Source organism: Oleiphilus sp. HI0125 (assembly GCF_001635355.1).
Window position 1 is genome coordinate 92,744 of the sequence record NZ_LWGF01000879.1, and the last position, 17,179, is coordinate 109,922.

The window sequence follows — 17,179 nt, forward strand, 5'->3', positions numbered from 1 at the left end:
AATTATTCCCGCTTTTTTGTTTAGAAAGGCGGGTTGTCTTTTAGCTGGTAAGCGTAGTCGAGTTGTCGTTTCATAATGCTCGCTAATCTGCTTTCTGGCTTCGCCTTCTTAATTCCTATTTGAAGTTGCTCTATAGCTTGGTTGAGTCTGCCAGTTAGTAGGAAGAACTCAGCACGAGCGCGATGCAGGGCGACAATGTTGCCAGCTTGTCTGTGAATTTCTGCGAGTAAATACCAGATAACAGGGTTATCCGCGCGCGTTCTACTTTGTGCGATGAGGAGCGTCTCCGCTTCGGAATAGCGTTGTTCTTGCTCGTAAATTTCTGCGAGTAAGATCGCGGCAGAATAGTTGTTCGGATTGAATTCGAGCAGCGTTTTAAGTCGCGCTATAGACGCTTCAGCATTCCCAGAAAAATATTCTGCTTCTGCTAAAAATATGCTGATCACTGGGAGTGCTGGATACTTGGCATGTAGTTTCGTCAGTATTTCTAAAGATTCTTTAGGTTTGCTATCAAATAAGGCGTACGCCAGTGCGAATCTTGTCGCATCGACATTTTTATGCTGACCTTTTTCTATAGTTGATCGATAGTATTTGATCGCAGACTCTTTCGACTCTGCGAAATCTGTTGCGACGATCGCTTTAGATATATGAAATTGAAAGTTATCACGGTATTGCTTGATGGGATATTGTTCGGCGCGGTTTTTTGTATCGGCAACTCGATTTTCAGATAAGGGGTGAGTTGAGAGATATTCGGGTGGTGAAGAGCCTTGTAGTCTTGCATTTTTGAGCATGGTTTCGAACATGCGTGGCATTGCTCTTGGATCGAAATTAGATTTGTACATGGTTTCGATGCCAATTCGGTCTGCTTCTTCTTCGTTCGAGCGTGAATAGCTAAGTGCTTTTTCTACAGACATCGCTTGGGTTGATGCAAGTGTCGCGATTCCTGCCTCGGCGCCAGTTGTGGCTGCGATTACAGCGCTTGCCAATATGCCTGCGAGGGTTAGCGGGGTGCTGAGCTCCTGCTTTTGAAGTCGTCGTGCGTAATGGCGTTGACTCAAATGCGCCAATTCGTGAGCAAGAACAGAAGCAAATTCTTGTTCATTCGCGGCATGTAAAAATAGTCCCGCATTGATACCGATAACGCTTCCGGGTACCGCGAACGCGTTTAACTCTGGGCTGTTAAGGATGACAAAGCGAAATGATTTGTCAGCGACTGTAGAGTTCGGGGCGAGAGAGTAGACAAGTTGTTCAAGATATTCTTCGACGCTAGGTTGTTCATAGGTGCGAACTTGGCCTCGTAGCGCAGATAGCCATGCAGTGCCTAACTCGCGTTCCTGTTCGATCGAAATGATTGTAGAGCTTGCGTTTCCAAAGCTTGGAAGCTCGGATTCATTTGCCTGAACAGAGAGTGAGAATAAGATTGCTGCAAAGAAAATAGAGCGCTGCATTTGAGCTAGTTGATCTCGGTGTTAATGTTATTGTGTTCTTTATAGTAACTGTACGTTGATTCCTAGTCACGAAAGCTTATTATTGCAAACCTTAAAATATCATTACCAAGAACAAATATGAGCGATTACGACCACCTTGTCGATGCGCGAGGAGAGGCTTGTCCAATGCCTTTGTTGCGCGCGAAATTGAAGTTGAATGAAATGTTACCAGGACAAACTGTCAAGGTGATGGCAACAGATGCCGGGTCTGTGCGAGATTTTGAAGCCTTTATTGGGCTAACTCCTCACGCTCTAGAAACAGCGCATTCTGATGACGATTACGTTTATTTAATTACGAAAAGAGATAAATAGAACCGTATGTTGAAGATTGTACAATCTTGGGTGGAGCGTTATTTTTCTGATGAGCAAGCGATTGTTCTCGCGTCATTACTTGCCATTGGATTTGGTGTCATCCTGCTGTGGGGCGATATTCTTGCACCTGTTTTAGCATCGATAATCATTGCGTTTGTATTGCAAGGAGCTGTTTCTTGGTTGAACAAACGTGGGCTACCGCAATTACTCTCTGTGACAGTGGTTTTTAGTACCTTTTTGTCCGCGATTTTCGCTTTGATATTTGCTGTTCTCCCTTTGGTTTATTCGCAGTTTGAGTCTTTGGTAAATGATTTTCCCAAAATAGTGAGCACGCTACGTGTCTATGGGGATGATCTGCAGGAACGTTTCCCCGCGTTCTTCCAAGGTGATGAAATAACGCTCGCATATCAGCAGCTATCGGAAGGCTCAGCGCAGGTCGTTCAATGGATATTCTCTCATTCACTATCAACGCTGCCAGTGATTGTAAGTGTGATGATTTATCTCATTGTTGTTCCGATCTTAGTGTTTTTTCTCTTGAAAGATCGCACGAAAATTTTGATGTCGATTGATGCAGCGCTCCCGTCAAAGAAAGGCCTAATTCAGCGAGTCTCGCTCGAAATGAATGAGCAGTTTTCTAACTATCTGCGTGGCAAAGCGATAGAGATTTTCGTTGTCGCCGTTTTTACCTATATTGTGTTGCAGTATTTCGGTCTTAATTACGCAGCGTTGTTGTCAATGCTTGTTGGCTTGTCGGTGTTGATTCCCTATATCGGAGCGATAGTTGTAACGATCCCGGTCGCCTTGATTGCTCTGTTTCAATTTGGTCTTACGGACGAGTTTTACTACGTGTTGATCGCATATTTTGTAGTGCAAGCGATTGACGGTAATGTGTTAGTTCCTTTGCTGTTTTCTGAGGTGGTTAATCTTCACCCGATTCTCATTATCGTCGCTGTATTGTTTTTCGGTGGTGTGTGGGGTTTTTGGGGAGTGTTCTTCGCGATACCTCTGGCAACGCTGGTTAAGGCAGTTTTAACGGCATGGCCAAGGGTGGATGCTGAAGCTTAGAAGGAAGTAAAACGCTATACCAAAAGCGAAGAAGGTATAGCGTTATTAGTTTTACAGAACTTGGTCCAATTCTGCTAACAGATCCTCGTGATGTGATTTCGTTTTAAACTTATCCATCACTTTCAACAGTTTGCCATCTTTACCGATAATGAAGGTGGTGCGAATGAGCCCCATAAACTCTTTGCCCATAAACTTCTTTAATCCCCAGCAGCCATATTGTTCCGCTACGGCGTGATCTTCGTCTGAAAGGAGAGGGAAGTTTAGGTCGTGCTTTTCGATAAACTTTGGAAGTCGCGCAACAGGGTCTGGGCTAATGCCAAATACCTCAACTCCTCTTTCCGCTAACTCTGCTTTCGTGTCACGAATGCCGCAAGCTTGTGTGGTGCAGCCAGGCGTCATTGCTTTAGGATAAAAAAACACAACAACAGCGCTTTTGTCTTTGTAATCTGACAAGTTAATTACGTCGCCGTCTTGATTGCTCAGCGAAAAATTTGGCGCGGTTTCGCCGACGGTTGGATGAGTCACAAAAAGTCTCCTTGTTATAAAGCGTTTACCAAAGTCTTGTTAGCGTTGCGGTTCGATGACAGCATCGAGATTTCTGTCGTCACAGAAGTCGATAAAGTTTTCGCGCAAGCTAGCAATATGCGTGTCGGCAGGAATGCGGATTAGCATATTTAGGTTGAACATTTGGGTTCCAGTGTGTGGCGCGCTATATGTTCCTGTGGAAAGATCATCAATATTGATTTGTGCAGATGAGAAAAACTGCGCGATTTCATGAACGATTCCAGGGTTGTCGAGGGCGACCACGTCTACGGTATACGAGAAAGCTTGCGCACTTGGACGTGCCACCGTGTGTTTTATTGTGGTTGTTAGGCCGAGCTCATCGGAAAGTGCAGGAAGGGCCTCTTCTAATTTTGTAATGCTGTTCGGCTGGCCAGAGATCATCATGATGACGGCAAACTCTCCACCAAGAACGGTCATGCGACTATCCACGATATTGCATTGAGCTTCTGCGCAAGCCTTTGCGAGCTGATTTACGATGCCTGGTTGGTCAGTGCCAATACTTGAAATTACTAAGTGAGAATCTTGAGTGCTTGTATTCATTATTATTCAATTCGCCATATAAAAGAGTTGTATTAAGAGTATAGGTATATCAGTAAGTTCTACCAAGCTTTCGGGCAATGTTTCCGCTTGTTTAAAATCGTTGCGAGCATTAACATACGCGCTTGGAAATACGCGCGTAAATTCTTATCGCGCAAGACCTTGTTTGCTCGGAGAACTCTATGATAACTGGCAGTATTGTTGCCCTCGCAACCCCAATGCACAGTGATGGCTCACTTGACTGGGACCGCCTTGACCAACTTGTTGATTTTCACATCGAAAACGGCACAGATTCAATTGTTGCTGTTGGCACAACCGGTGAATCAGCAACATTAAGTCCTGAAGAGCACTGCAAAGTTATCGAACGAGTTGTAAAACGTACCGCGGGTCGCATTCCAATCATCGCGGGTACTGGAGCTAATTCTACTCTTGAAGCTATCGAGTTGAGCAAAGCTGCTAAGCAAGTTGGCGCTGACGCTTGTCTCTCTGTTACGCCTTACTACAACAAGCCAACGCAAGAAGGTTTGTATCAGCATTTTAAGGCGATCGCAGAAGCAGTGGATATCCCTCAAATTTTATACAACGTTCCGGGTCGTACGGCTGTCGATATGGCAAACGAAACTGTGGTTCGTTTATCTAGTGTCGAAAACATTATTGGTATCAAAGATGCGACAGGTGACGTGGCGAGAGGGATCGAACTGATCAAGTCCGTGCCTGAAGGTTTCGCAGTTTATTCTGGTGATGATCCAACTGCTTATGAGCTAATTCTGAACGGTGGTCAAGGCAACATTTCTGTTACCGCGAATATTGCGCCAAAGAAAATGCACGAACTATGTGTTGCAGCAGCAAACGGCGAGGCAGAACAAGTCAAGGCAATGAATGATAGCTTGATGTCTTTGCACGATGTGATGTTTGTTGAATCTAACCCAATTCCCGTGAAGTATGCGTTGCATTTGATGGGCTTAGCTGAAACAGGCATACGACTCCCGCTAACGGTTCTTGATGAGTCCAAGCAGCCAGAGTTGAAAGCTGAATTAGATAGCGCAGGCTTATTGTAGTTTTTATGGTATTCAAACAATTTTATAGGGCTCCTTTCGGGGCTCTCATTTTTTGTGCATTAACGAGCTGTGCTTTTATTGGTGATCGTTCGAGCGAGTATAAAGACGCTGAAGACGGTAAAGCTCTTGTCGTTCCTGAGTCATTGAGTGATGACCTCCTACAAGAAAGATATCGTATACCGCAAGCGCATTCCGAGTTGGTTGTTCCTGGCAAATACGTGTTGCCACTGCCGCCTGATGCAACTGCGAGTTTAAGCGATGATCCATACACTATCGTGGCACACGATAATGACGTTTGGTTAGAACTGCCCATGTCGCCAAGTAAGGCGTGGACTTTAATCGACGCGTTCTGGCAGACAAATGGCTTTGATGCGCATGAGGAAAGTGTTGCAGCAGGATATTTTTCTAGTGAAGAACTAAACGAACAAGGTTCTCATCAAAACTTTATGGAAGCCTTGGAAGCGACTAGTCACGGGCCGATTGTTATCGAGGGTACGGCTTTCCAAACGCGCTTGCGACAGGGCATACGTCGAAATACATCCGAAGTACAAGTTCGGGCTTTGTTCCCAGATGCCTCGGATACAATGCGTCGTGTATGGCAAAGTCAGCCACATGCACCAAGAGTTGAACGCGGTTTGCTTGAGTTTATGGCCGAGTCGATTACTTCTCGAGATCAAGCCGATTTACGTTACTCGCTCAATGCGGTTGAGATCGGCGATGAATCATTGGTCAGAATTCTAGAAGACGAAGCTGGATATCCATATCTTGAATTGCGAATCAATTTTACGCGTTCGTGGGTTGAAGTGATTGATGCTCTGAATGCAAGTTCAGCATTAATTTCATACCGCGATAAAGACGAAGGTGTGGTGACCATTAGCTATCTCAGCCAAGAAGATATCGAAAGCTGGTACACCTTTGAGTCAACGATCGAAGAGTTGAAATCTGAACGCAATATCGAACTTAAATTCTACGCAGAAGAGCAAGACGTCATTCACGTGCGAGCCAAATTGCTGAATGATCGATTAGAGCCAGAAAGCGTTCGTGAGCTGATTGAACTCGTCTTCGAGCATATTTCATAGATAGAAATTTTTAATTTTTATAGGGTCAGGGCAGAGATGCAAAAGCAAGATTTGTTGTACGCAGGAAAAGCGAAGTCTATTTACAAAACAGACGATCCAAATTTTATGGTCATGGAATTTCGTGATGACACGTCTGCATTTGATGGTGAAAAAATGGAGCAGCTTGACCGTAAGGGCATGGTTAACAATAAGTTCAACGCTTTTGTCATGCAGAAGTTATCTGAAGCAGGTATCGAAACCCATTTTGAGTCGTTGCTCAATGACAATGAGAGTTTGGTAAAAAATCTCGAAATGCTGCCTGTGGAATGCGTTGTGCGTAACCGTGCCGCTGGAAGTCTTGTTCGTCGACTTGGTGTAGATGAGGGTGCTGAGCTAAATCCTCCTACCTTTGAATTGTTTTTGAAAAACGACGCTTTGCATGACCCAATGGTGAACACTTCATTGTGTGTCACATTTGGTTGGGCGACTGAAGACCAGCTTGCTGACATGAAACGACTGACATTAGTAGTCAACACAGTATTGTCTGAGCTGTTTAAGTCGGGCGGTATGATCTTAGTAGACTACAAACTTGAGTTTGGTTTGTTTGAAGGTCGCATTGTTCTAGGTGATGAGTTTAGCCCGGATGGCTGTCGTATTTGGGATGCTGAAACGCTAAATAAAATGGATAAAGATCGATTTCGTCAAGGTTTGGGAAGCGTGATCGAAACCTACGAAGAAGTTGGTCGTCGAATAGGTATCGAATTTTAAAATAGTGTCTAAGCTTAAGGTGTTAAATATAGAAACACCTTAAGGAATTCCTATGAAAAACTCGTCATTGTTCTCTCGTAAATCTTTATTACCAGCAGCGGTGCTTGGTGCTTCACTTGCAGCAAGCTCTGCCTCTGCCGATGTTATTGGCGGTGAAGTCTCCGTGTCATACTGGAACGCGGGTTATGGTGGTGATGTAAATGATCGTGTGGCGTCAGCACAGAAAATTGATTTACAAGACGATTTGAATTTTGACGACTCTGGTTTTGTAGAGTTCTCTGCTGCGATTGAACACCCAGTCCCAATTCTTCCTAACGTTAAAATCAAGCACATCGATTTAGATGAATCTGCGAACGGCAGCTTGAGTGTGAATTTTGACGGCGTAACGTTTGATGGTGATGCAAAAACAGATTTAGATTTGACGCATTCATCTGCGATTCTTTATTACGAAGTCTTAGACAATTACGTGAATTTAGATCTTGGTTTAGACGTCAAACTATTTGATGGTCAGTTAAGAATCGAGGACGTTGGCACAGGTAGTGTTAGTGAAACGAAGATCGATGATCCCATTCCAATGGCATATGTCGCTGCAAGTGTTGAGTTGCCGTTAACCGGGTTGAGTTTTGGTGCTCAAGTGTCTGGTATTAGCTACTCTGGCGATAAAGTGATGGATGCGAAAGCAGGTATTCGTTACGACATTAGCCTGTTGTTTGTTGAGGCAGGGTATCGCTCAATGATGATTCAAGTAGAAGATGTTAATGATATTGACGTCGATGCCGATTTGAGTGGCGCGTTTATCTCCACGGGTATCGACTTTTAATCAGCACTTTGGTGCTTAACGGTTTTATAACTTAATAGATAGTAGGTTTGAGTGTGAAAGTATTAATTACAGGGACGGCGGGTTTTATCGGTAATGCCTTAGCGATACGTTTGTTAGATCGCGGCGATACCGTCATCGGATTAGATAACGTCAACGATTATTATGATCCGAGTTTAAAGGAAGCACGACTCGCGAGAATTAAAGATCACCCAAACTTTACTGAAGAACGTGTTTCTCTCGAAGGTCGCGTTGAAGTTGAGCGGGTCTTTGCTGAGCATAAACCACAAAGAGTCGTGAACTTAGCTGCGCAGGCTGGTGTTCGTTATTCGCTCGAGAATCCGCAAGCTTATATCGATGCGAATATCGTTGGATTCACGAATATTCTTGAAGGTTGTCGTCATCACGAAGTTGAGCATCTTGTTTATGCATCAAGTAGTTCCGTATATGGTGCTAATGAAAGTATGCCGTTTTCTGTGCATGACAATGTCGACCATCCAGTAAGCCTGTATGCTGCGTCTAAGAAGTCGAATGAATTGATGGCACACACGTATAGTCACTTGTTCGGATTGCCGACGACTGGCTTACGGTTTTTCACGGTATATGGCCCTTGGGGACGACCTGACATGGCCTTGTTTATGTTTACTAAGAATATTATCGAAGGGAAACCTATCGACGTATTTAATTATGGTAAGCATCAGCGTGACTTCACCTATATTGACGATATTGTCGAGGGCGTTATTCGTACCTTAGACAATACTGCTGCTTCAAATCCCGATTGGTCTGGAGTAGATCCTGATTCAGCCACATCTAGAGCGCCTTATCGCATCTATAACATTGGTAGCAATAATCCATGTGAATTGCTCCGTTATATAGAGTTGATCGAAGAAAACGTTGGTAAGAAAGCAGAGAAAAATCTTCTTCCAATGCAGCCGGGTGATGTACTTGCAACCTACGCCAATGTCGATGCATTAATCAAAGATGTTGATTACAAGCCGTCAACGCCCTTAGAAGAGGGTGTTGCGAACTTTGTTGAGTGGTATAGAGACTTCTACAAGGTTTAAGTTAGATAGCCTGCCATATCTTTCTTGATATGGGCTTTTTCTTACAAACTTCATCTCATCTTAAAACGCCGCGAGTGAGCCTTTTACAGGTTCTTGCTTGCGGCGTCGCTAGTTTCAGGCCATGAATTTGGTAAACCAATAAGATCTCAACTATTATATTTTGAGCTGTATATTGGCCGCACTAACAATTATTGTCAGGGAAAGTAATATGAATCATGTCTATTCTGCGATCGCTCTGATCGGTAGTTTTGCCTTCAGTACACTTTTGCATTCTGCGCCATTAAAACCAATCCCTAAAGAGTCTGGCTTTAGTGGTTCAGTCGTGGGTGGTGCTTCTGCTGTTGAGTATTCAAGTAACTTAGTTGCGGGCACGAGTGGCAAGTTAAGTGACCAAACAATTAAAAGCATTAATGCAGATCCGGAAACAGAATCGAGTGTGGCTCCTTTCATTACTGGTGAGGTGAATTACACCTTTGCTGAATCCCGCACACAGGCCTATTTGGGTGTCGCACTGGAAGACTTAGTACGTTACGACTTGGCATTCCAATTGGGAGTGAAACAAGAGCTTTCTAAAAAAGGTATCGTTTATGGTGCGTTTCTTTTTAGTGCGTTACCAACTGAAGTCTATGCGGACCCTTATGTTGCGAATGTAGCAAGAGCGCGCACTGATCGATCTTCTACAGGCGCGCGACTTGGTTGGCAAAACGTATTAGGCACGGGATTAGGTCTGGAGGTAAGTTCTCGTGAGATCGAATTAGATGAAGAAAATGCCGGCGCCGATTTGGTTACAAATAATGTAATTACTGCCGATGAGCAAACGCTTCTTAATCGAGAAGGAACACAAACCGAGGTCACTGTGAGCTACTTGTTCAGAATTAGCAAAGGCCACTTGGTTGTTCCTGAGTTAAATTTTGATCGTTTTGATCTAGACGGTAAGGCGCGTGCTAGAGATCGAATGGGAGCGACGCTCGCATACTTTCATACTCGATCGACTTGGTCATTCGTGGGTACACTGTTTTATTCAAGCTCTGACTACGACGAGCTCAATCCAATATATGGAAAGAAAGAAGAGGTTGATACTATTGGGGCTAGTTTAGTGCTCACATATGGTCAACTGTTTGGGTACAAAGATCTGTCTGTGTTTGGCTCCGTTGCTGCAGCAGAATCCGATTCGAATATTGATTTTTATGATCAAGATGCCTCAAGTGCAATGCTCGGTTTAATTTATCAGTTTTAGTGAGGTTTAAGAGGCGAACTTCTAAGTCTAAACACGCCGAAGTTTAAGGAGATTTGTAAGTAAGAATTAAATCGTGATTTCTTCTTGCGTCCGATACACGGCTTTGTTAAATTACGCGCCGTTCTCGAGTCGAGAAAAAAGTTTTATACGACCGTAGCTCAGTTGGTTAGAGCACCACCTTGACATGGTGGGGGTCGGTGGTTCGAATCCACTCGGTCGTACCAATATTTTCTAGGAAATATCAAAGGCTTACAGGTTTTAAATTTGTAAGCCTTTTTTCGTTTTCGAGCCGGATGCCATTCTTTGCCCAAGTTGTATTTTATTTTGATATTTTCTCGCAATGAATGACCTTTACCCTTTTACTGTATAGCGAATCAACCCAACAAATTAGGTCGTGGGCTTGTTCTCAAGTGCTGTTCTCGACAGCGTCATCCAGAAGCTACTTATTAATCGTGAAGCTAGGCAACAGTAGACACAGTTATTTTATGCCTTAAAGCCCTACTTGAACAGCATCCAGTTTTTCTGAATATGATGCCTTCGTTTATCTTTTAGACAGATATTAAACGACATATGTATTTTGGTTTTAACAATGCTATTTCTTGAATTCCCTGAAAGTAGGTAGTTATTGTCATGTGAGTAGTGGACAGCGATCATGACATACATTGGATACCTTTTTCTTCAAGAGCATTTTGTTTAGAAATCGAGCTTATAATATCTTTTCTGCGGTGTGTGCTCGGGTAATACGCTCTGCATCTTAACTCTTCGATTTTAGTTTGCATGTTGTGCTAGCTGATCTAGACTTGGATCGTTATAAAAACTCAGATTCTGAATAAAGAACTGGATATCAACATTGAATGTGTACAAGAATTTGCAATGTGATGAGTGAATCTAACCTTTAATATTTCGGATATGGACGTGTTGCTAAAGAAAATTCTTTCTTATCATTTTGTTTTTGTAGTCGGCTTTCTGCCTAATCCATTGTTTGCGCTTGAAACAGATAAGATCTCGCTCAAAGCTGGCTATTCGCGAGCAATTGAAGACCGTAGTGATACAAATGGCGGATCCAGTGATGCGCTTGATCCGGGCAATGATGGTTTTATTATAAACACCACTGCAATGTTCAACAGCCAATACAGTGATTACTTTGATACCTATCTAGATTTCGCGTGGCTACAGTATACTGACCGAAAAGTTATTATCCCGGGGCTGGGTATCGTCCACTCGGCTGAATTGGAGGATTCTGCGATTCAACCCTTTATCGGTGCCGGCGTCGGATATGCATTTATGTATCTCGATGATTCACCATCGGCTAAGCTGGATTCAATTGACCGCAATGGGCAGTCTGTTGTGTTTACATTACAAGCGGGTGCTGATATCCCATTAAGCGAGTCATTGTCGCTCGATCTTACCGCGCGATATGACATGTATAACATTGACAGTAGCTTTTTGCAGGATTCCGGTTTAACTATCGTGAAGGATAGAGGCGCTCTAAGCGTTTTAGCAGGCCTAAGTTACCATTTTGATTCCCCCTCTCGAAGCAATTATGTTGATGAGGACTTTGACGGTGTCACACGAAACCTTGACCGCTGTCCCGACACCTTGATTAATGTGCCCGTCAACGAGGCGGGTTGTCCTCAATACCGTTTCAATATCAATTTGTCTTTTAACTTCGCCAAATTTGGTATAGACGATATTGTTGAACACCCTGATTTTAATGCAGCTGAATTCTTGAAGAAAAACACGCAGTACTCGGTCCGCATTATTGGTTATACAGATAGTAAAGGCTCTGCTTCTTTTAATGAAAAACTCGCCAAAAAGCGCGCCATTGAAGCCAAACAATACTTCCTTGACAAAGGGGTTTCGGCCGAACGTGTTGCGATTCTCGGGCGTGGAGAGCGCGAGGCACTTCGTAATAGCAAGGGAGAGGATAGCGATCTCGCTAATAGAAGAATTAAATTGGAATTCTATCGAACGGAGCTAGGTGCAGAATGAGCCCCTTAATGAAACTTATCTTATTCGTGGCATTCAGTGTTTTGATGGGATGCACTGATGACAATCCCATTTTTGCCAGTTCAAGTAATATAAATAGACAACTGACAATCGTTCCGTTGCAAACGACTCTAAACAAAGGTACCTCACAAGTTTATCAAGCCTATGTTGTTAGTAGTGACGGCTCACAGCTTAACGTAACAAGAGATTCTGTCTGGAGTGTTGATCAAACAGCACTTGCTGCGATTAGCCAAAGTGGTCTTTTAGAGACTTTAGAAGCGGGAGAGCTCACGGTTTCAGCCCAATATCAAGAGTTGGTGGCCACAGCAAATCTTATTGTCACTGACAAAGTGATCACAAGTTTTTCTGTATTGCCACAGGAAGTGATTACGTTAGCAGGTTTAGAGCGTCAATTTTTAAGTTTCGTTGAATTTGATGATGGATCTAATCAAGATGTGACAGTCGATACCCAGTGGACGTCCTCTGATCCTGACATTGCAAACTTTCCTGGTCGACCGGGCAACGCGCGAGCGATTCTAGCAGGGCTTGTAACAATATCGGCTGAGTTTAATTCCTTCTCTGACACTGCTTCGCTAGAGGTCATTTCTGGAGAACCTACAGAGTTTTTAATTACACCTCCTGTCAGCTACGTACCAATCGGTGTTAATGAAAATTATTCAGCAAGTATTGCACTTGCAACGACCCCTGTTGAATATCTAGATGTTACCGAACAAGTGGTATGGTCGGTTGATGAGCCAAAACTCGCTTTCATTTCAAATGATATTGGACTGAAAGGCCAAGCTACGGCGAAAAGCGAAGGCGTTGTTATTGTCTCTGCAAATCTCAGTTTCGCCGGTCAGTCTGCTGTCGCGAATGCTGAATTAAACGTTATTCCAATTCAACTGGAAAGCATCGAGGTTAACCCTGAAAATATAACAGTTGTACGTGGTACTGATGGGCAATACGTAGCAACCGGTATATTTAATGATCAGCAAAGTAGGGACATCACCGATACGGTGGTATGGTCTTCATCCAACGACACCGTGGCAAAAATTGAGACCTTTGGAGCAAATAGTGGTCGTGCTGTAGCGATTAATCCCGGCAAGACAGATATTACGGCTGCGCTTAATGGTCTAAGTGATACTGTGACGGGTACCGTTGTCGCGCCCGAACTCAATACACTGCGCGTCTATCCACAAAACGCCTCTATTCCACTTGGTGAATCACAACCTTTTAGTGCCTTCGCCGATTATAGCGACGGTACTTCGCAGGACGTTTCGAATCGTGTCGCTTGGACTAGTTCGAATACAACGCTTGCAACATTGAATTTACGCATACCGGGTCGCGTGGATTCAGACCCAACATTTGCTGGGCTCCTGCCCGATACTACTGATATTTCGGCATCATTGGGCGGCGTAGATAGCAATATAGCTGTACTCACCGTAACAAACGCAACGCCTACAGCACTCCGTATCGTGCCGGGTGATAGCGACTTGCCACTTAGGGTCGATGCAAATTATGAAGCAATGCTCGACTATTCGAATCAGACAACGCTTAATGTGACAGACCAGGTAGTCTGGTCATCGAGCAATCAAGAGATTGCTTCTATAAGCAATTCACCGAGTAATGAAGGCCGTGTGCATACGGTTAAGACCGGCACTACGGTCATAACGGCCAAATATATTGATGGCACCCTAGATTTGTCTGACTTTGTAAATCTTGATGTCACGAGTGATTACGTAACGTTTATAACTCCGAGTTGCGAGCCTTCCGATCTATTAGTAGGTGATTTTGCAACATGCTCTTGCACCGCTAATTTGTCAGGGGGAGGTAAGTTCGATTGCACACCCTTTGCTAACTTCACGCCAACACCTGGCGGCTTAGCTTTATTTGGTAGCGATTCATCAGATCGAAATATTGCGGAAGCCATTGCGGCAGGTAATGTAAATGTTTATATCGAGTTTAGTAATTCTAGTGGGAATGCTAGCCTCAGAATAGAGTAGAAGGGTATCTAATGCTGACCTTTTTATACAGTTTTCAGGAGATCTGGCATCACTTGAAATCTAGCTTGTGAGAGTAGTTCGATTTAAATATAAATCCGGCATCAACTTTACTGACAATAAAAAGGACTTACCAAAATGCGATCTAGACTAAATACAACCATGGTTGTCGTGCTCTGTTTTCTTTGTCCAAGTGTGTTTGCTTGTACCGGAATCATATTGCGGGCACTTGATGGAACAGCCGTTCCGGCGCGTACAATGGAGTTTAGTTTCGATGTGCACTCAAATATCCTAGTCGTTCCAGCAGGCACAAAAATTGAAAAACTCATTATGGACGAGAATCTCACTGGTGGCACTTATGTGACTAAGTATGGCGTGGTGGGAGCCAACGCCCTAGATAAACCCATTGTCGTTGATGGAATAAATGAGGAAGGTCTTTATTTTGGCGCATTTTACTTTAACGGTTTAGCAGAGTACGAAAAAATTACACCGGCTAATCGTGTAAAGGCCATCTCAAGTGAAGAGCTCGGCACGTATATTCTTAGTCAATTTGCGACGGTAGACGAGGTTAAAAGTGCGCTGCCTAACCTTACGATTGTCGGCACATGGATTAAAGAAATTGATTCGTTTGCACCTTTTCACTATGCAATCACTGACCGAAGCGGTGAATCGATCGTTGTCGAAATTACAGCAGACGGCTTAAAAATATTCGACAATACAGTCAACGTAGTAACGAATAATCCCACTTTTGATTGGCATTTAACTAATTTGAACAACTACGTCGGCCTCACCGCAGAAAATCGCGGGCCACAAATTGTCGGCCGGCACAAAGTAATGCCTTTTGGGGAGGGTACCGGACTTTTTGGACTGCCCGGTGATCACTCGTCACCCTCGAGATTTGTGAGAGCAACAGCATTCGCAAACTCCGTATTGCCGAGTGAGACGGCCGAAGATGCCGTATTCTCGGCATTTCACCTTTTGAATCATTTCGATATTCCAAAAGGTTCGATTCGTGAGAAGGTTCAAGATGAACTGTTCACCGACTACACCGTTTGGACTTCAGTAGCCGACACAAAAAACAGGATATACTATTATAAAACTTATCAAACGCAGCAAGTTGAAAAAATAGATTTAAAATTTGTATTGAAAAATCTACACGAGCCAAAAGTAATAAAAATGGAGTCAGGATTTTCAGTTACTGACCGCTCACACGACTGAGGCTAAACGCTTCTGATTGCATAACGTTTGGAAAACTAAATTCCTTTGGACGTATCTCTCGTCGCAGACGCTTTACAGGCCAATTGCAAGGCCTTTATTTCAATAGCCTTTTTGTTTGAGCCATGAAGCTATTCTGTTGTACGGGGCGCTCTTTATTTGAAAGAAATAGTGTTTATGAAAAGTTTTTAACTAGAATATTAGTTTCAAGGCTTACGTTGCCACAAATCCAGACAATTCCACTTTAGTTCATTTATAACAGCGATATATACATATTTATTTGTGACGAAGGGATAATGCTTTTTCGGGATATATTGGTATTTTTTGACGAACTTTGATCAACCTTCACTTATTATTTTCACGTTTCTTTTAGTGTCTGTGTTATTCGGGCTAGAGCAGAGCGAGGGCAAGTTTACAAAGAAGCTCAATGAAGCGTCGAACCAAGAGTTTGCTGGGGATTGTATCGCTGGCGCGCGGAAACCACTGACGTCAATATCATGCGTTTTAACGCTACATTTTAAAGGGGCTTCAGCCCCTTTGAGAAAGTTTTACAAGCTGGATTAATTGGGTTGTATCCTCACACACGTACTCAATAGCGACCCCACGGCAGAAACTGGCTCAGTTGTGACTTCGGCTAATGAAATTGCTTTACCAGATCTATCAGCAATCCAAAAGTTGGTTTGGGCTGGCCAATTATGTTCGGTAAAAAATAGGTAGTCAGAGTCGTTATTTGAGTCATAGTAAAATATCAGCCGGACTAAATCGGAGTATCTAGCTAGTTCCCAATCGTTGTGACCGTCTAAATTGAGATTGTCGCAGTAATCAGCCGCGACGCTAGCATTGCTGTGAGTGATGAAGTCAAACTCAGGGCCCCTGATCCCATCGCCTCTGGAGGTTGCTCCATAGCTAATTTGAGCATCAGTGGCTTCGGTATCTCTAAGCGGGCAACTGAAGTACATTACGCCTGAGCCACCTGGGCGAGGATTAAGAACCTTTAAGCTTGGGCAGCCAGTGGTAACTATCGGACTGCTGTCGCGAATATTATCGTTCTCAGCCTTCACAGCACCATTGCCAGAACCTAAACCGATCACACGTCCATCAGCAACCACCGCAATACTGCTATCTAGATTGTCTTGATCATCGACAATGGTCCAATGAGTATCGTCGCTGAGCGTAATATCCTGACTACTTCCATCTTCATACGTTGCCTGTGCTTTGAAGTCAGCGGCAACGTTATCAATCTGCAATTGATCAATCGGTACTAGGCTTTCAGATTTCGAGACAATCATCGGCAAGTCTGGGTTGCCGTCAACGGTCTCAACGTCGATGTCTGTGATTCTAGCCTCAAAAACGTCTAGACGCCCACTGGGATTAGATTGAAGCACCTCATTTGTGTCTGCTGAGCTAGACACTTTCAACACAGCAAAGATCTCGGCTTGGCCCTCATGCAGGCCTCTTATAGTATTGCCATTATATACCTCGGCTACGCTGCTATTGGAGCTATACCAATCGACCTTTTCAGTGTAATCGGCTTCGGTTCCGTCTGAGAAAGTTACCGTGGCGTTATAATCTATTTTGCTGCCCTCAACGATAGAAGCCTCAGCTGGTGAGACGACAAGGGACTCTACTGTGGCATCATTGACTACCAATTCAGCCTCAGCTTGAATCAAATCCAAGCTCACTAATACTTTGGTTTGGCCATCTAGGTATGTGCTTAACAAGCCGTCTTCTGAGATGCGAGCAATGCGATCATCTTCAACCGACCAGCTTACTTCAGGGATATCAATTAAGATCGAATTATCCGAGTAGACACCTGCAACCGATAGCTGTTGATTGATCGCTTTGGGTAAGCTAAGAGAGCTTGGTGAAATCAATAACTCGGTGAGCACGGCATCGGTAACCGTCAAAATTTGTTGCACGGCCACATTCGTTTGTGCTGATTGACTGGGATCACTGACATCCACAGTTAAAGTAGTAACCCCCAAAGATTGGCCCGTCAGTTTAACCT

The 17,179-nt window shown here is 43.8% G+C and carries 15 protein-coding genes and 1 tRNA gene; 12 read left to right on the forward strand and 4 right to left on the reverse strand.

Translation table 11 applies throughout. The annotated features are described in order from the left end of the window. Window positions 1–20: 20 nt before the first annotated feature. Complete coding sequence (locus A3762_RS15075) at window positions 21–1,448, reverse strand: M48 family metalloprotease (RefSeq protein ID WP_068756378.1); 1,428 nt, start codon at window positions 1,446–1,448, stop codon at window positions 21–23. Between the two features lie 117 nt (window positions 1,449–1,565). Here A3762_RS15075 and A3762_RS15080 point away from each other — a divergent pair, with 117 nt between their 5' ends. Both A3762_RS15080 and A3762_RS15085 read left to right on the forward strand, forming a co-directional pair. Next, window positions 1,566–1,799 (forward strand): sulfurtransferase TusA family protein, encoded by a 234-nt coding sequence (locus A3762_RS15080; protein WP_068756380.1) that lies wholly within the window; start codon window positions 1,566–1,568, stop codon window positions 1,797–1,799. 6 nt (window positions 1,800–1,805) lie between these two features. Beyond that, the gene (locus A3762_RS15085; RefSeq protein ID WP_068476770.1) at window positions 1,806–2,864 is read left to right on the forward strand and encodes an AI-2E family transporter; all 1,059 of its coding nucleotides are present in this window, start codon (window positions 1,806–1,808) and stop codon (window positions 2,862–2,864) included. Between the two features lie 51 nt (window positions 2,865–2,915). Here A3762_RS15085 and bcp read toward each other — a convergent pair whose 3' ends face one another. Together bcp and A3762_RS15095 are read right to left on the reverse strand one after the other, a co-directional pair. Next, window positions 2,916–3,389, reverse strand: coding sequence for a thioredoxin-dependent thiol peroxidase (bcp, locus tag A3762_RS15090; protein ID WP_068476772.1), 474 nt, complete (start codon window positions 3,387–3,389; stop codon window positions 2,916–2,918). Window positions 3,390–3,428: 39 nt separating this feature from the next. Further along, a complete protein-coding gene (locus tag A3762_RS15095; RefSeq protein WP_068476774.1) occupies window positions 3,429–3,968 on the reverse strand; it encodes a glycine cleavage system protein R in 540 nt (179 codons plus the stop codon). Between the two features lie 179 nt (window positions 3,969–4,147). Here A3762_RS15095 and dapA point away from each other — a divergent pair, with 179 nt between their 5' ends. The 10 genes from dapA (at window position 4,148) to A3762_RS15145 (ending at window position 15,174) form a co-directional block, all read left to right on the forward strand. Next, a complete protein-coding gene (gene dapA, locus A3762_RS15100; RefSeq protein ID WP_068476776.1) occupies window positions 4,148–5,023 on the forward strand; it encodes a 4-hydroxy-tetrahydrodipicolinate synthase in 876 nt (291 codons plus the stop codon). Window positions 5,024–5,028: 5 nt separating this feature from the next. Next, entirely contained in the window at window positions 5,029–6,102 is a 1,074-nt protein-coding gene (bamC, locus tag A3762_RS15105) for an outer membrane protein assembly factor BamC (protein WP_068756382.1), read from the forward strand. 36 nt (window positions 6,103–6,138) lie between these two features. Beyond that, window positions 6,139–6,849 (forward strand): phosphoribosylaminoimidazolesuccinocarboxamide synthase, encoded by a 711-nt coding sequence (gene purC / locus A3762_RS15110; RefSeq protein ID WP_068756384.1) that lies wholly within the window; start codon window positions 6,139–6,141, stop codon window positions 6,847–6,849. Window positions 6,850–6,901: 52 nt separating this feature from the next. Further along, window positions 6,902–7,669: a TIGR04219 family outer membrane beta-barrel protein gene (locus A3762_RS15115; RefSeq protein ID WP_068476782.1), complete on the forward strand. Its 768-nt coding sequence runs from the start codon at window positions 6,902–6,904 to the stop codon at window positions 7,667–7,669. A gap of 53 nt (window positions 7,670–7,722) precedes the next feature. Then, complete coding sequence (locus tag A3762_RS15120) at window positions 7,723–8,730, forward strand: NAD-dependent epimerase (protein ID WP_068476784.1); 1,008 nt, start codon at window positions 7,723–7,725, stop codon at window positions 8,728–8,730. 208 nt (window positions 8,731–8,938) lie between these two features. After that, a complete protein-coding gene (locus tag A3762_RS15125; protein ID WP_068476786.1) occupies window positions 8,939–9,967 on the forward strand; it encodes a DUF2860 family protein in 1,029 nt (342 codons plus the stop codon). Between the two features lie 147 nt (window positions 9,968–10,114). Beyond that, window positions 10,115–10,191, forward strand: a tRNA-Val gene (locus A3762_RS15130). A 658-nt stretch (window positions 10,192–10,849) separates the two neighbouring features. Then, complete coding sequence (locus A3762_RS15135) at window positions 10,850–11,959, forward strand: OmpA family protein (RefSeq protein WP_068501576.1); 1,110 nt, start codon at window positions 10,850–10,852, stop codon at window positions 11,957–11,959. Window positions 11,960–11,967: 8 nt separating this feature from the next. Then, entirely contained in the window at window positions 11,968–13,959 is a 1,992-nt protein-coding gene (locus A3762_RS15140) for an Ig-like domain-containing protein (RefSeq protein WP_197469281.1), read from the forward strand. A gap of 135 nt (window positions 13,960–14,094) precedes the next feature. Beyond that, complete coding sequence (locus tag A3762_RS15145; protein WP_197469282.1) at window positions 14,095–15,174, forward strand: choloylglycine hydrolase family protein; 1,080 nt, start codon at window positions 14,095–14,097, stop codon at window positions 15,172–15,174. 557 nt (window positions 15,175–15,731) lie between these two features. Here A3762_RS15145 and A3762_RS15155 read toward each other — a convergent pair. Beyond that, on the reverse strand, window positions 15,732–17,179 hold a 1,448-nt coding region (locus A3762_RS15155; protein WP_156493483.1), incomplete at its 5' end, for an Ig-like domain-containing protein.

Coding starts and splice junctions, on each gene's coding strand:
- A3762_RS15075 (WP_068756378.1), bottom strand. CDS start 1,448: ATGCAGCGCTCTATTTTCTTTGCAGCAATCTTATTCTCACTCTCTGTT.
- A3762_RS15080 (WP_068756380.1), top strand. CDS start 1,566: ATGAGCGATTACGACCACCTTGTCGATGCGCGAGGAGAGGCTTGTCCA.
- A3762_RS15085 (WP_068476770.1), top strand. CDS start 1,806: ATGTTGAAGATTGTACAATCTTGGGTGGAGCGTTATTTTTCTGATGAG.
- A3762_RS15095 (WP_068476774.1), bottom strand. CDS start 3,968: ATGAATACAAGCACTCAAGATTCTCACTTAGTAATTTCAAGTATTGGC.
- dapA (WP_068476776.1), top strand. CDS start 4,148: ATGATAACTGGCAGTATTGTTGCCCTCGCAACCCCAATGCACAGTGAT.
- bamC (WP_068756382.1), top strand. CDS start 5,029: ATGGTATTCAAACAATTTTATAGGGCTCCTTTCGGGGCTCTCATTTTT.
- purC (WP_068756384.1), top strand. CDS start 6,139: ATGCAAAAGCAAGATTTGTTGTACGCAGGAAAAGCGAAGTCTATTTAC.
- A3762_RS15115 (WP_068476782.1), top strand. CDS start 6,902: ATGAAAAACTCGTCATTGTTCTCTCGTAAATCTTTATTACCAGCAGCG.
- A3762_RS15125 (WP_068476786.1), top strand. CDS start 8,939: ATGAATCATGTCTATTCTGCGATCGCTCTGATCGGTAGTTTTGCCTTC.
- A3762_RS15140 (WP_197469281.1), top strand. CDS start 11,968: ATGAAACTTATCTTATTCGTGGCATTCAGTGTTTTGATGGGATGCACT.
- A3762_RS15145 (WP_197469282.1), top strand. CDS start 14,095: ATGCGATCTAGACTAAATACAACCATGGTTGTCGTGCTCTGTTTTCTT.